The organism is Halovibrio variabilis, from assembly GCF_007991175.1.
Taxonomy (GTDB): domain Bacteria; phylum Pseudomonadota; class Gammaproteobacteria; order Pseudomonadales; family Halomonadaceae; genus Vreelandella; species Vreelandella variabilis.
Genome location: NZ_BJXV01000016.1, coordinates 75,420 through 89,672, shown reverse-complemented (window position 1 = coordinate 89,672; position 14,253 = coordinate 75,420). Strand labels below are relative to the sequence as shown.

Below are 14,253 nucleotides of genomic sequence, written 5' to 3'. Positions count from 1 at the left end.
ATTGAATGCCCTAATGTGTCCACAAAGTGTCAACGGAGACTTCGGCTCTTACTCTCTTGCATTAGCTAACTGCTTCTCTGCCAGCTGTCGATAAAGCGTAACCAGTTCCTCGCTTTTGGCATCCTCATGCCAGCTGGAGGCATAGGCCTGAGCGCACTCGGCAAGCTGTTGGCGCAGGGTTTCATCGCTTAGTAGTCGGTTGACCTTGGTAGCGAAGTCGTCATGGTTATCCTCGGCAATTAGGCAGCCTTCTCCCTCTTTTAACACATCAAGGGTGCCCATCATTGCCGTGGACACTACCGGTGTGCCCAGCGCCATGGCTTCTAGCAGTACCAGCCCTTGGGTTTCCGTGCGTGACGCAAACACAAACACATCCGCTGCACGGTAGGCGGCTTGCAGCGGGCCGTTGCGGTCGAGATAGCCGAGAAATAGCACCGCCTCTGCCACGCCTATTTCCTGGGCGCGCCGTACCAGCGAATCATGGGCCGGACCTTCGCCAGTAATGATTACACGGGTGGAGGGGTGTTCGGCCAATACCTTGGGCAGCATGTCGATCAGAAAATCGATGTTCTTCTCAAAGGCGGCACGGCCGACATAAAGCAGTAATCGTGCTTCCTGCGGCAGGTCGTAATAGGCTCGAAAGTCGCTATCTTGCTGGGGGTGCCTGAACGTCTCCAGCGCCAGGCCGGTGGGAATGACCTCGGTGGGCGTGGTGACGCCGTAGCGGGTGAGTGCTTCATACATCGCTCTGGAGGGGGCCACGATGGCGTCAACCTGTTGGCACTGGTGTACCGACAGTCTTCGTGCGGCAAAGCGCAGCCAACGTCGCGGTAACCAGCGAATATAGTGGTGCAGATACTCCTCGAAAAGCGTGTGATAAGTGGCTACCACCGGAAGGCCGAGCCGACTGCCGAGGGCGACGCCGGCATAGTGCGCGGTAAAGGGGGTGTGAACATGAATCAGGTCAAAGGCCTCGCTGGCCAGTTGCGGCGCCAGGGCCAGCAGCTCCCGGTAGTGCATCATACGGTCTTCAGGGTCGCCGGGAACCTGTCGCGAACGGGTGCGTAGCACGCCCGGCTCGTCTACCTGGCCCACAGGGTAGCCGGGGCAAATCAGTGTGACCGAGTGGCCGAGGCGTTCAAGGGCGCCGCGAAAGCTGGCAATGGAAGTAGAGACACCGTTGACGCGGGGAAAATAAACATCCGAAATCATGAGTATTTTCATGCCGGCCAACGGAGCTTCGTCAGTTGACGGCGTCGGGTGAAATAGCCTTGAAACAGAGGCCAGTCGTGCCTTGCGGTCAGCTTCGCGTTGAAGCGCCAGGGCGTTGCCGTTGGCCAATTTTATAAGAGGTGCAACTTCCGCGTCGCTGAGAGGAGGGCGTCGGCGCTGTGGCATGTTATTTGAACTCTTATGGCAGCTTTTGAGCACGCTAACCCGATTCTATGACTGGCGGATGACAGTCTGCCGCTCTTCAGGCTATGCGTTAGCGCACAGTTGATCGTCCCCTCGCTTTTTGCCGCCTAGCCGTTTTATAGTATTTAGATCGTGCTCAAAATAGTGTTGAAACAGCATTCGACAAACGACGGTATTCCACCATGACCCTTTTTGAGCTGCATAGTCGCAACTTATCCTCGGAGCAGGTGGCCCATACCCACGACTTCCATCAGCTTATTCTGGCCACCTGTGGTGTCACGGAGCTTTCGATGGAGGGGCAGGGGGAAAGAGTGACCGCCCGGCGCGGGTGTCTGATCCCCTCGTCGCGCCACCACGAGTACCAGGGCGATGGCAGTAACCGTACTTTGGTACTGGATATTCCCGTTGCTCAATTGGCCACGCTGGAAAAAGGCAGCGAGATCGAACGCCTGTTCGATAAACCGCGCTTCTTCAGCGTGCCCCCGGCGTTAAACCAGCTGACCCACGCCCTGGCCAATCAGCTTGAACAGTGCCCCGCGCTGCAGAATGAAATTGCCATCCTGCTATTACGCGCGCTGACCATGTATTTGCACGATGCCACTCCGGCAGCGGCAGGGCAGTTGGGCCAGCACTGTATTAGCGAGCGTCTTGATCTTGCCCGTCTGGACGCCTGGCTGGATCAGCATCTGGCCGATGAGGTTCGTGTTGAACAGCTAGCCGCCCTGTGTGCCTTGAGCCCCGGGCACTTTCATACCTGCTTTCGTGAGCTGACCGGTGTGACGCCGCTGGCCTATGTCCAGCGCAGGCGCCTGGAGCATGCGCGTACGCTGGTGCGACACAGCACGCTTAGCCTGGGGCATGTCGCCACGCTGGTGGGCTTTCGCGACCAGGGCAGTTTTTCCCGCGCCTATCGACGCTATTTTGATATCTCTCCTTCGTCTGATAGATAGATGCACCTTGTCTAGACATACCTTGTCGGTAGACGTTGCCGGTTGATTGCCGCTTTCAAATCCCCCTTTCCTGAAAAACCTGCCTGCATGACTTACGGGCAAACTTTCCGCAGTGCCGGGCAAGTAATTTGCCCCGTAGCGTTCTAGTCTTTGAAAAGCCCCTTTCATGGAGAGACCCAATGAGCGTTACCTACCAAGACAGCAATGCGCGGATGAGCCAAGTCGCGGTTCATAACGGCACCGTTTATCTCGCCGGTCAAGTACCCACGGATGCCTCGGCGGCTATGCGTGGTCAAACCGAGCAAGTGCTGGCGCGCATTGATCAACTGCTAGCCCAAGCGGGGACTACCAAAGAGTACCTGCTGTCAGCGCAAATCTGGGTCACCAGCATGGCAGAGTTCGACCAGATGAACGCCGCCTGGGATGCCTGGGTCGTGCCGGGCCGCCCGCCGGTGCGCGCTGCGGTTGAAGCCAAACTCGCCAAGCCCGAGTGGAAGGTGGAGATCATGGTGATCGCCGCGCTGCCGGAGGCCTGATATGCGGGTTGTATCTGCACAAGACGTCGCCAAAACGCTTAGCTGGGATGGCTTGATCAAGCGGCTTCACACCACCTTCGTCAACGGGGTTGAGTCTCCGCCGCGCCACCATCACGCCATGCATCGGCCGGATGGCGAAGCCACCATGCTGCTGATGCCCGCCTGGGAAGCGGCGGGCTATATCGGCGTCAAAATGGTCAACGTGTTTCCACAAAATGCCGACCACGGTGTTCCGGCGATCTCCGGTCTTTACTTGCTCAGCGAGGGCAAACACGGCCAGCCGCTGGCGTGTATCGATGGCAGCGAGTTGACCCGTCGACGCACGGCAGCCGCCTCCGCGCTTGCCGCCCAGGCCTTGGCCAATGAAAACGCAGAAACGCTGCTGGTGGTGGGTACCGGCAAGCTGGCGCCCATGGTGATTGAGGCCCACGCCAGCGTGCGGCCCATCAAACGGGTGATGATTTGGGGACGTAACCCCAGTAAAGCGGCGGCGCTTGCCAAGGAATACGCCGAACAATTCGAGACCCAGGCAGTGGAAGCGTTGGCGGATGCCGTGGCAGAAGCGGACATTATCAGCTGTGTCACGCTCTCTACCCAGCCGCTGATCAAGGGCGAGTGGCTGACGCCTGGCACCCACATCGATTTGATCGGGGCGTTTCGCCCACAAATGCGCGAAACCGATGCGCTCTGCCTGCGCCGCGCAGAGGTGTTTGTGGATACCTACGCCGGTGCCAAAGGTGAAGCGGGGGATATTCTTCAGGCGATTGACGAAGGTGAATTCCAGTTTGAGCAGGTTCAGGCGGAGCTTGCCGAGGTGCTATCCGGGGCTAAACCAGGGCGGTCGTCGCCAGACGCCATTACGCTGTTCAAATCAGTCGGCGCTTCATTGGAAGATTTAGCTGCCGCCATCGAGGTATGGGAAGCACTGCCCGAATAACCACTACAACAACCACGCCGCCCATTAGGTGGCAACGCCAGTCATAACGAAGACCCACCAATAACCAGAAAGAGGCATGTTATGAACGCTAATCGATCTTTGCTAATCGCCGCGATGGCGGCACTCCCCTTGGCGATTGCCAGCGCCAACGCCCAGGCGCAGTCACATGAAATGGTCATCGCCACCCAGTTGCCGGAGAACATGAGCAATAACGCCATTTATCCGGCGCTGGTGCACTTCAAAAACCTGGTGGAGGCGCGCACCGACGGGGATCTTGCGGTCAATATCTTCGGTGGCGGCCAGCTAGGCTCCGAGGTGGAAAACGGCTCGGAAGTTCAGGGCGGGCGTACGCTGCAGTCGACGATCATGTCGTCCGGGGCGATGTCATCGTTTTATGGCGACTATCAGGTGGTTACGGCGCCATTCCTGTTTACCAACTGGCGCCAGGCATGGGCCTTCTTCGACAGTGAATGGTTTGCTGACTTCATGTCCGGCACCATCGAAGACGCCGATATGCGCTACCTGGGCACCTTCGACGATGGCGGCGGCTTTGTGGCGTTTACCAATAATGTGCGCTTGATCGAGACCGTCGAAGACCTGGAAGGGCTCAATATTCGTACCGAAGAGAATCCCGCCCACGTGGCGATTATGCAAGCCCTCGGGGCTTCTGCCACACCGCTGCCCTGGGGCGAGCTGATCACTGCGCTGGAAACCGGCCTGGCCGATGGTCAGTTCAATGCGCCAGTGCTCAATACCACCTTTAACTTCGATGCCGTCACCGACTACACCACGCTCACCGGGCACGTTTACAACAGCGCTCCCTGGATGGTCAGTGAGTCTTGGTACCAATCGTTACCCGAAGAGCACCAGCAGGTGCTGATTAATTCCGCGCGGGAAGCGATTCAGCTCAGTCACGGCATGTCCGGCGCCCTGGCCACCGCCAGTTGGGTGGAGTCCTGTGATCGCTTTGAAGAGTGCTACCTGATGCCCGATGAAGAGCGCGAACGCATGGCCGACATTGCCCGCCCCGCGTGGCAGGAATGGATCGTCGATGACTTTGGCATGGAAGAAGGCCGTGTTCAGGGGCTGCTGGATGAAGTCGAGCGCGTTGGCCAAGAGGTTGCAGACGAAGACTACCGTGTTTATGGCCAATAAACGCATGTCCAGAGCGACGCGCTGTTAATCGACGCCGGGGCGGCATTGTCCGTCTCGGCGTAAAACGTGGTTAGCGGGCGTTGCCATGAGGGGTCGTTATGGGCGTATTACAACCGTTGCGCCGCCTGAGCGATAGCGTCAATCAGGTGGCCATTGTAGTTTGTGTGGGCTGTATCCTGGCGATGCTGGGTATTTCGTTTACGGCGTTTCTCTACAAGCTGGTTACCGGTAGTACGTTGAGCTGGACCTACTCGCTGGCCCGGTTGTTTCTGCCGTGGATCGGCTTTCTCTCCATGACCATTTCGCTGCGCTACGGCGAACATGTCGCCATGACCCTACTGGTGCGCAGCCTGCCCAGAATAATGGTGCAAATCGCTGCCGGGCTCTGCTTGGGAGTGATTGCGCTGTTTGCCCTGATGCTGACCTGGTACGGCTGGGATTACTTCACGAGCGCCACCCAGGTCTACATGGTGTCTGCGCAAATTCAAATTCCCAGTAAGTTTACCGCCGTTGTACTGCCCATTAGCGGCGTCATCATGTTGCTGCATCTGGTGCATGGTTTCGCCCTGCTGGAGCATTTTATCGATGAGCGCCATGTGATTGATGAACTGATTGAAACCGCCGATGGGGAGCATCGCTCATGATGCCTGCGATTGTGGTATTTGTGCTGTTGCTGTTGATCGGTGCGCCGGTGGCGGTGGTGATGGCCATGTCGGGGCTCGCGGGCGGGTTTGCAATAGGCGGTGAGCGCATGCTGGGGATCATCGCTGACCGCATGTTCTCTGGTGTTTCGGGCTTTTTGCTGATCGCCGTGCCCTACTTTATTTTCACTGCAGAACTGATGAACCAGGGCGGGCTGACCCATAAGCTGATCGCGTTCAACAATGCCCTGTTTGGCCGGGTGCGCGGGTCGCTGTCCCACGTCAATATCTCGGTTTCGGTGTTTTTTGCCGGGCTCACCGGCGCGGCGGTCACCGACACCGTCGCCATTGGCAAAATCATGATCCCTGAGATGAAAAAGCAGGGCTACGATGCCGAGTACGCCGCTGCGGTCACCGCCTGCTCATCGATCATCGGGCCGATTATTCCGCCCAGCGTAGTGATGGTGGTTTATGCCACGTTGCTGCGGGATATCTCGGTCATTGACCTGTTCGCCGGTGGCATTATTCCCGGCTTGATCATGGCGCTGGCGCTGTTGGGGGTCAGCTTCTTCCTCGCCTGGAAGCGCAATTACCCGAAGCAGGCACCCACGCCCTTTAAAGCGGCGATCGTCGCCTTTCTCGTCGCATTGCCCGCAATGGTGGTGCCCGTGATCATTCTTGGCGGCATTCTCTCGGGGTTAACCACGATTACCGAAGCCTCAGGCTTTGCGGCGGTTTACGCCATCGTGATTGGCGTGGTGTTCTACCGTAACCTTACCTGGCGCAAGATATGGGATTCGCTGGTCACGACGGTACGTTTCTCCGGCGTGGTGTTTTTTCTATTGGCAACGTCGGCCGTGCTGGGCTGGTTTGTCACCCGCTCGGGCATCGCCAGGGATGCGGCCAGCATGATCACCACCGTTAGCGATGTGGCCTTTGTACAATTGATGTTGGTGTGCCTGCTACTCCTGGTGATCGGCACGGTGATGGATGTGCTGCCCGCGCTGGTGGTCATTGCCCCGGTGCTGGTGCCTGCAATGATCCAGCTTGGCTTTGACCCGCTGCACTTCGCCATCTTGATGATCGTGGTGCTCAATATCTCCAACGTGACGCCACCCGTGGGGATGACGCTAATGACCGCTGCGCGCATCGCCGAGGTGCCCTACGAGCGGGCGATAGTGGCGTCATTGCCGTTTTATGTGTCCTTTTTAGTGGTGATTGTGCTGCTGGCCGCATTCCCAGCGCTTTCCACCTGGATTCCTTCTCTACTGTAACGGGCTGCCAACACTCAACTATGAAATGCTTTTACCACCCAGACCAGGCTTACCATGCGCCGCCGACCTTTCTGTTGCGTGGTCAGCCCGTGCCTTCGCCGGAAGGGCTGGTGCGCGCCGAACTGCTTACCCAGGGGTTGGCGAGTGCAGGGCTAACGCTAACCGCACCTAAAGCGGCCGATTCGCCAACGCTGCGCAAACGCCTGGAGCAGATCCACACGCCGCGCTACCTGACGTTTCTGGACACCATTTACGCCCGCTGGCAGGCGCTGCCCAATGCGGCAGAGGTGGTTGCGCCCAATATTCATCCCTGCGGTGGCGGCTACCACTACCCGCGCCATCCGATTGGCCAGGCAGGCTGGCACCTGCACGATATGGCCTGCCCGCTCAGCGCGACGAGCTTTCAAGGCGCGCTGGCCTCAGCGGCCAGCGCAGAAGCCGCGGCCGAGGACGTACTCAACGGTGCAAACACTGCTTATGCGCTGTGCCGCCCACCGGGTCATCATGCCGGGCCTGAGCGCGCCGGAGGCTTTTGCCTGCTGAATAATTCAGCGCTGGCTGCCACGGTGCTGCGCGAACGCTTTTCTAAAGTGGCGATCATCGATGTGGACTTGCACCACGGCAACGGCACCCAGGATATCTTCTATGCTCGCCGCGATGTCTGGACGGGCTCGCTGCACGCCGATCCCAGTGATTTCTACCCGTTTTTTTGGGGCGGCGCTGATGAAGAGGGCTTTGATGAGGGCGTAGGTGCTAACGTAAATCTGCCCTTGCCGGTAGGTAGCGACGGGGAGGTTTATCTTGACGCCCTGGCGGTGTTAATTGACCACCTCCAGCGCTACGAACCCGATGCCGTGGTGGTCGCGCTCGGGCTAGACGCCCACAAAGACGACCCGCTAGCGGGGCTTAACGTAGAAACCGAGGCGTTCATCGAGGTGGGTAAGCGTTTGGCTGCGCTTTCGCACCCGATGGTGATTATTCAGGAAGGCGGCTATCCCACCGAGCATTTAAGCGCCAACCTGGCCGCCTTTATGCAGGGCTTTACGGCATGAGAACGACCGGATTTTACTGGCATGAGCGCTGCTTCTGGCACGATCAGGGCGCGATCGGTGTGTTCTCCTCACCTGGCGAGTTTTTGCAGCCCCAAGCCGCGTCGGAAAGCCCGGAAAGCAAACGCCGGCTGAAAAATATCCTTGAAGTCAGCGGACTGATTGATGCGCTTAGCGTCGTTAAACCGCCTGCCGCGGCTCTTGAGGATCTGCTGCGCTTTCATACCCTGCGCTATTTAGACGAGCTGCAGGCGGGGGATAAAGGACGGGGCGGTGATGGTGGCGACTGCGCGCCTTACATGTCGGGCAGTTGGGCAGCGGCTACCCACTCTGCGGGGCTGGCCATTGCCGCCGTGGAAGCCGTCGCACTAGGCGAGGTGAGTAATGCCTACGCCCTGTGCCGCCCGCCCGGCCATCATGCGGAAGCTGACCAGGGCCGCGGGTTCTGCCTGCTGGGTAACATTCCCGTGGCGGTGATGCGTGCCCGCGCTTTGGGGCAGGTCAAGCGCGTGGCGATACTCGACTGGGATGTTCATCACGGTAACGGCCAGCAGACGGCTTTTTATAGTGAGCCTGAGGTGTTGACTGTCTCCATCCATCAGGCGGGCAACTACCCGCTGGAAACCGGCAGCTTTGACGAGCAGGGCGAAGGCGCAGGCCTGGGTGCCAACCTCAACCTGCCGCTGCCGCCGGGCTGTGGTCTGGGCGCTTATGCGTACGCGATGGAAACGCTAGTGCTGCCCACCCTGGAAGCCTTTAACCCCGAGATGATTGTGGTTGCCTGCGGCTATGACGCCTGTGCCAAAGACCCATTGGGCAAAATGCTGCTCAATAGCCAAGCGTTCGCTACGATGACCGCCCAGCTTAAAGCGCTAGCCGAGCGCTGCTGCGACGGCAAACTGGTATTTGTGCACGAAGGTGGCTATTCCGAAGGCTATGTACCGCTCTGCGGGCACGCGGTAGTTCAAACCCTGGCGGGTAGCGCGATTAGCGTGCCCGACCCGCAAAACGATGAAATTGCCGCCTGGGGCTATCAGGCCCTGCAACCGCACCAGCAAACGTTAATCGATAGCTGGCGCCAACAGTGGGAGCAAATAACCCGATGACACCGCTTTACGATCGCGACGGCTGGATTTGGCAGGACGGCGAATGGTGTGCGTGGCGCGATGCCAAAGTGCATGTGTTCACCCATACGCTGCACTACGGCATGGGCTGCTTTGAGGGCGTGCGGGCTTACGATGGCCCCAGCGGCACGCACCTGTTTCGCACCGCCGAGCATACCCGGCGTTTGGCGGAGAGCGCTCATTCGCTGGATATGCCGCTGCCGTTTAGCGAGGCAGAACTGGTCGATGCCCAGCGCCAGTGCCTGGCTAAAAATAAGCTTAGCAACGCTTACCTGAAGCCCACGGTGTTTTTCGGCGCGGAAGGCTTGGGGCTGCGTGCTCAAGGATTAACCACCCACGTAATGGTGGCCGCCTGGGATCTAGGCCCTTACATTTCGCCCCAGGCCGCAACTCACGGCTTGCGTGCGCTGACCTCCTCCTGGGCGCGCCACCATGTCAACATCAGCCTCTGTCGGGCGAAGACCAACGGCCACTATGTCAATTCCATGCTGGCGCTGAATACGGCCCTCAAGGCCGGGTTTGACGAAACCATCATGCTCGACCCGGAGGGCTATGTGGCCGAGGCCTCGGCGGCTAACGTCTTCTTGCTGCGCGATGGGGTACTGCATACCCCCGAAGTGACCTCCTGCCTGCAAGGCATCACCCGGGATAGCGTGATTCAACTGGCGCAACAGGTGCTAGGCATTGAAGTGCGCGAGCGGCGGATGACCCGTGACGAGCTCTACACCGCCGATGAGGCGTTCTTAACGGGTACCGCCGCTGAAATATTGCCGCTGCGCGAGCTGGATGGTCGCCGCATCGGCGGCCGCGCGGGCGGGCCGCCTGTCAATGAGCCGATCAGCCAAGCTAGCGTGACCGCTCAACTGCAGCGCTTATATCGCCAGGCGGTGCGGGGTGAGCTGGATGATTTCAGGCATTGGTTAACGCCAGCCTAAGTCCTAATTGCATTCTCTAGCGCCGCTAACCTCCCCGGCGCCAGCGCTGCTTGCACGGCGGTAATACGAATCACATTAGCAAGCTCAGGGTGCGCCAAACGCGCGACTAAAACGCCCTCGGCAAGCAGCTGCTGATGTACTTCGGCGGCAAGCTCGGCGCTGGGTAAGCGAATGCCCACAAAGTTGGTGGCGCTGGGCAGCACGTCGGCACCGAGGGCGCGAAAGTGCTCTGCCAACTGCTCACGGCGGGCTTTTACGTCGGCGACGTGCTGGTGAACTTCCTCCGGGTGGTCAAGCACCACTTCGGCGGCGGCCTGGGTGAAGGTAGATACCGCATAGTGGATGCGCACCTTCATCATTATCGCCAGCACGTCCGAGTCGGCAATGGCGTAGCCAATACGTAGACCTGCCAAGCCGTGCGCCTTGGAGAACGTGCGCAGGCGGATCACTCCCGGCAAGGCTTTAGCGGCGAATTCGCTGCCTGCGTCGTCGCGGAAATCCCCATAGGCTTCGTCCAACAGTAGCCAGCAGTCATCGGGCAGCGATTCGCGCAGCGTGAGAATGGCGCTGTCGCTGTGCAAGTGGCCGCTGGGGTTGTCCGGGTTAGCCAGGTACACCAAGCGGGCGTTTTCCTTTTGGGCCGCTGCCGCCAGGGCTTCCAGGTCGGGTGCCAGCACTCCGGGTGCTTCATGGTAGCTGGGCTCAATTAGATGGCAGCCCTGGCCTTTGGCGAAATACCCAAAGGTGGGGTAAGTGCCCGCAGTGCTCACCACGGTTTCACCCGGCTCGCAGGTGGTGCGCAGGGCCAGGGCGATCAAGCTGTCAGCACCGGCATCCACCAGCAGTGTTTCCAGCGGGATGCCTTGTTGTTCACTCAGGCGCGTTCGCACTCCCAACGCTTCGGCATCGCCGTAGCTGTAAACGTGCTCGGCCAGGGCATCCCCAAAGTGCTTTCGCAGGGCGCGATGCGGCATATCCAGGCCTTCGTTGGAGCCCAACTGGTGAGGAATTTTCCGGCCAAGGCGGCGCTCCAGCACCTTGATACCCGGAAACGGATTGACAGGGCCTTCACTCATTAAGTGCTCGGGATAACGGGGCGTGCTTTGGGTGGGCATAGCAATTCCTAAAAGCGATGTCTAAAAACGATTCTTAAAAAACAATTGTAATGATTAACTTAAAGCGATTATTAAAGTACTTTACCGCGATTCAATAGGTTAAGCGGGTCAAGAGCCTGCTTGAGGGTATGCATTAGCTCAATTTCGGCGCTGGAGCGACAGGTGCTTAGCCAGGGGCGCTTCTCCAGGCCAATGCCGTGCTCGGCGGAGACCGAGCCGCCCAACGCCGCCAGCGGTTGATAGACCATGGCTTCCACTTCACGGCGCACTTCGGGATCAAAACTCCCCACGCTGACAGAAATATGCAGGTTGCCGTCGCCCAGGTGACCAAAGACCACCAAGCTTGCCTTTGGCCAGCGCTGGGTTAGCTGCACTTCCAAGGCATCCGTGTAGCGCTGCATATCGGCAATCGGCAGGCTGACATCAAAAGTGAACAGTGGTGCCAGGCCTTTGATTAACCCTTCAATATCTTCCCGAATGGCCCATAGCCCATCGCGCTGGGTGCTTGATTGAGAGACCACTGCATCAACTATCAGATCACTCTCAAGGGCACACTCCAGCGCCTCGCTGAATTGGCTCGCATTACGCTCTGCATCGCTGCCCAAGGACTCAATAATCACATAAAAAGGATACTCAGTGGCAATGGGTGGCGTATGGCGTCCTAGCGTTTCCGTCAGCAGGCGGTAGTGATTTTGCCACATTACTTCAAAGGCACCGAGGCCACCGCCGAGTGCTTTGCCCATCTGGCTAAGCAGCCCGGTAAGCGCTTCAAATGAGGGGCAGGCCACCAGCGCGGTCTGTTCGCTGGGCGTCGGCGGCTGCAGGCGCAGCACCGCACGGGTTACAATCCCCAGCGTGCCTTCGCTGCCTATAAACAGCTGCTTTAAATCGAAACCGGCGTTGTTTTTGAGCATGCGATTCATGGAGCTGACCACGCGACCATCGGCCATGACGGCCTCTAGCCCCAACACCTGCTGGCGCATCATGCCGTAACGAATGACCCGGACCCCGCCAGCGTTGGTGGCGATATTGCCGCCAATCGTACAGCTGCCCCGAGCGCCCAGGTCCAGCGGGAACTGCAGACCGACCTCTTTTGCTTCCTCCTGAACCCGCTGCAGCGGTGTTCCCGCCTGAACAGTAAGCGTGCCGCCCACTTGGTCAATCTCTTCAATGGCAGTCATCCGCTCAAGGGATATTACCAATTCATCTGCACTTGCCTCAGCGCCGTGAACCAAACCAGTTAAGCCGCCGTGGGTGACCACCGGCTGCTGCGCGGCGTGACAAGCGCGCATTACCGCGGCGACTTGCTCGGTATCCGCCGGACGCACAATCGCCCCTGCTTGGCAGGGCGCGCCGGTCATCCAGTCAACGCGACGGCTAGTGACATCATCGCCGGTTAATACGTGGGCAGGGCCGACAATGCCGCGCAGCGTCTCCAGGGTTATTTGCATGGGTGTTCCTTAGCTTGTCTTGTCCATTCGGTAAATTACGCTGTTGCCGCCACGGGCGCTTCGCGGCCGGGAATCGCCTTGAGCAGGTCTTGGGTATACGCCTCCCGCGGGGCGAGGAAAATCTGCTCGGCGCTGCCTTGTTCGACAATGCGGCCATGCTGCATCACTACAATGCGGTCGCAAATATGCGCGGCGACGCGTAAGTCGTGGGTGATAAACAGCAGCGAGAGCGAAAGCCGCTGCTTCAACTCTTCCAGCAGTTCCAGCACCTGGGCTTGAATCGACACATCCAGCGCCGAGACGGCTTCGTCCGCCACTATCAGCTCAGGGTTAAGCGCCAGCGCTCTGGCAATACCAATACGCTGGCGCTGGCCACCGGAAAATTCGTGGGGGAAGCGCTCCACGGCGCTAGCGCCCAAGCCCACCATGTCTAATAGCTCGCCCGCCTGCTTAAGCGCGGTGGCTTTGGAGGTACCGTTGGCAATCGGCCCCTGGGCAATCGCCATGCCCACCTTGGTGCGTGGGTTGAGCGATGCGTAAGGGTCCTGGAAGATCATCTGCACCCGGTGGCGCTCCCGACGCAGCGCATCTCCTTTAAGCTGGGAGAGGTTAACGCCATCCAGCAGCAGTTCACCGCTATCCGGGTGCTCCAAACGCACCACACAGCGCCCAAGGGTAGACTTACCCGAACCGGACTCCCCAACAATGCCTACCGTTTCGCCGCGGGCGAGGGTGAGCGAGACATCTTCGAGGGCGCGCACTTCCCGGGCAGGCTTAAACAATCCACCTCGAGAGCGAAACACCTTATTGAGCTGCTTGATCTCCAGCAGCGGCGCTACTTGGCTGGTCTCGCGATGAGGTGGTACCGCATTGCTGGGAATCGCCGCAATCAGTGCCTGGGTATAGCTGTCTTGGGGGTTCTCAAGCACCGCTTTTGCTTCACCCAGCTCAACAATCTGGCCATGGCGCATCACGCAGACCCGGTTGGCGATTTCGGCCACCACGCCAAAGTCGTGGGTGATAAACATGACCGACATACCGCGGCGCTGCTGAAGGTCGCGAATCAGCTCCAGAATCTGCGCCTGAGTCGTCACATCCAGCGCCGTGGTGGGTTCGTCGGCAATCAGCAGGATGGGTTCCAGCGCCAGGGCCATGGCGATCATTACCCGCTGGCGCTGGCCGCCGGAAAGCTCGAACGGGTAGGCGCGAATGGCCTTTTCCGGCTGTGGAATGCCCACTTCGATTAACAGCTCCAGGGCCCGGTCCTGGCGCTCTTTAGCGGTGAATTGGCCGTGGGCCTCGAACACTTCGGCAATTTGCGCGCCTACCCGCATCAGCGGGTTGAGGGCGGTCATTGGCTCCTGGAAGATCATGCCGATCTTTAGCCCACGTAGGGCGCGGTGCTGCTTCTCGGTCAGTGCAAGCAGGTTCTGCCCTTCAAACAAAATCTCACCCTGGGTGGCGCGGACTCCCTTGGGCAGCAGCCCCATCACGGCGTTGGCAGCCATCGACTTGCCGGAGCCGGACTCGCCCACCACGCACATGATCTCGCCGCGCTTCACCTCGTAGCTAACGTCCTCCACCGCCAGGGCGCGATCCGCTCCTTTGGGAAGCGCTACGTTGAGGTCGCGAATGCTAAGCACGGTCTCTGTTGATGCTTCATTCATAAC

At 59.3% G+C, this 14,253-nt stretch carries 12 protein-coding genes and 1 pseudogene; 9 read left to right on the top strand and 4 right to left on the bottom strand.

The window, feature by feature from the left end:
* Nucleotides 1–48: 48 nt before the first annotated feature.
* On the bottom strand, nucleotides 49–1,212 hold the full coding sequence (locus HVA01_RS13995) for a glycosyltransferase (RefSeq protein WP_246129640.1): 1,164 nt from the start codon (nucleotides 1,210–1,212) through the stop codon (nucleotides 49–51).
* A gap of 359 nt (nucleotides 1,213–1,571) precedes the next feature.
* Here HVA01_RS13995 and HVA01_RS13990 point away from each other — a divergent pair.
* From HVA01_RS13990 to HVA01_RS13950, 9 genes and pseudogenes are all read left to right on the top strand, one after another.
* A pseudogene (locus tag HVA01_RS13990) lies at nucleotides 1,572–2,366 on the top strand (helix-turn-helix domain-containing protein); the annotation flags it as partial.
* Nucleotides 2,367–2,545: 179 nt separating this feature from the next.
* Complete coding sequence (locus HVA01_RS13985) at nucleotides 2,546–2,902, top strand: RidA family protein (protein ID WP_146876030.1); 357 nt, start codon at nucleotides 2,546–2,548, stop codon at nucleotides 2,900–2,902.
* Between the two features lies 1 nt (nucleotide 2,903).
* On the top strand, nucleotides 2,904–3,839 hold the full coding sequence (lhpI, locus tag HVA01_RS13980) for a bifunctional Delta(1)-pyrroline-2-carboxylate/Delta(1)-piperideine-2-carboxylate reductase (protein ID WP_146876029.1): 936 nt from the start codon (nucleotides 2,904–2,906) through the stop codon (nucleotides 3,837–3,839).
* 81 nt (nucleotides 3,840–3,920) lie between these two features.
* Complete coding sequence (gene dctP / locus HVA01_RS13975; protein ID WP_146876028.1) at nucleotides 3,921–4,994, top strand: TRAP transporter substrate-binding protein DctP; 1,074 nt, start codon at nucleotides 3,921–3,923, stop codon at nucleotides 4,992–4,994.
* Between the two features lie 98 nt (nucleotides 4,995–5,092).
* Nucleotides 5,093–5,638, top strand: coding sequence for a TRAP transporter small permease (locus HVA01_RS13970; RefSeq protein ID WP_146876027.1), 546 nt, complete (start codon nucleotides 5,093–5,095; stop codon nucleotides 5,636–5,638).
* The gene (locus tag HVA01_RS13965) at nucleotides 5,635–6,909 is read left to right on the top strand and encodes a TRAP transporter large permease (RefSeq protein ID WP_146876026.1); all 1,275 of its coding nucleotides are present in this window, start codon (nucleotides 5,635–5,637) and stop codon (nucleotides 6,907–6,909) included. Before HVA01_RS13970 ends, HVA01_RS13965 begins: the two co-directional genes overlap by 4 nt.
* 20 nt (nucleotides 6,910–6,929) lie before the next feature.
* Nucleotides 6,930–7,961 (top strand): histone deacetylase family protein, encoded by a 1,032-nt coding sequence (locus HVA01_RS13960; protein WP_146876025.1) that lies wholly within the window; start codon nucleotides 6,930–6,932, stop codon nucleotides 7,959–7,961.
* Nucleotides 7,958–9,064: a histone deacetylase-like amidohydrolase gene (locus HVA01_RS13955; protein WP_146876024.1), complete on the top strand. Its 1,107-nt coding sequence runs from the start codon at nucleotides 7,958–7,960 to the stop codon at nucleotides 9,062–9,064. The genes HVA01_RS13960 and HVA01_RS13955 overlap by 4 nt, the downstream gene beginning before the upstream one ends.
* The gene (locus HVA01_RS13950) at nucleotides 9,061–10,017 is read left to right on the top strand and encodes a branched-chain amino acid transaminase (RefSeq protein ID WP_146876023.1); all 957 of its coding nucleotides are present in this window, start codon (nucleotides 9,061–9,063) and stop codon (nucleotides 10,015–10,017) included. The genes HVA01_RS13955 and HVA01_RS13950 overlap by 4 nt, the downstream gene beginning before the upstream one ends.
* On the opposite strand, the gene HVA01_RS13945 is transcribed toward HVA01_RS13950, so the two are convergent.
* The 3 genes from HVA01_RS13945 to HVA01_RS13935 all read right to left on the bottom strand — a co-directional run bounded on the left by HVA01_RS13945 (nucleotide 10,014) and on the right by HVA01_RS13935 (nucleotide 14,250).
* Nucleotides 10,014–11,132 (bottom strand): pyridoxal phosphate-dependent aminotransferase, encoded by a 1,119-nt coding sequence (locus HVA01_RS13945; RefSeq protein WP_146876022.1) that lies wholly within the window; start codon nucleotides 11,130–11,132, stop codon nucleotides 10,014–10,016. The two genes, HVA01_RS13950 and HVA01_RS13945, sit on opposite strands and share 4 nt — an antisense overlap.
* A gap of 71 nt (nucleotides 11,133–11,203) precedes the next feature.
* Nucleotides 11,204–12,583, bottom strand: coding sequence for an FAD-binding oxidoreductase (locus HVA01_RS13940; protein ID WP_146876021.1), 1,380 nt, complete (start codon nucleotides 12,581–12,583; stop codon nucleotides 11,204–11,206).
* Nucleotides 12,584–12,618: 35 nt separating this feature from the next.
* The gene (locus tag HVA01_RS13935; RefSeq protein ID WP_146876020.1) at nucleotides 12,619–14,250 is read right to left on the bottom strand and encodes an ABC transporter ATP-binding protein; all 1,632 of its coding nucleotides are present in this window, start codon (nucleotides 14,248–14,250) and stop codon (nucleotides 12,619–12,621) included.
* Nucleotides 14,251–14,253 lie beyond the last annotated feature (3 nt).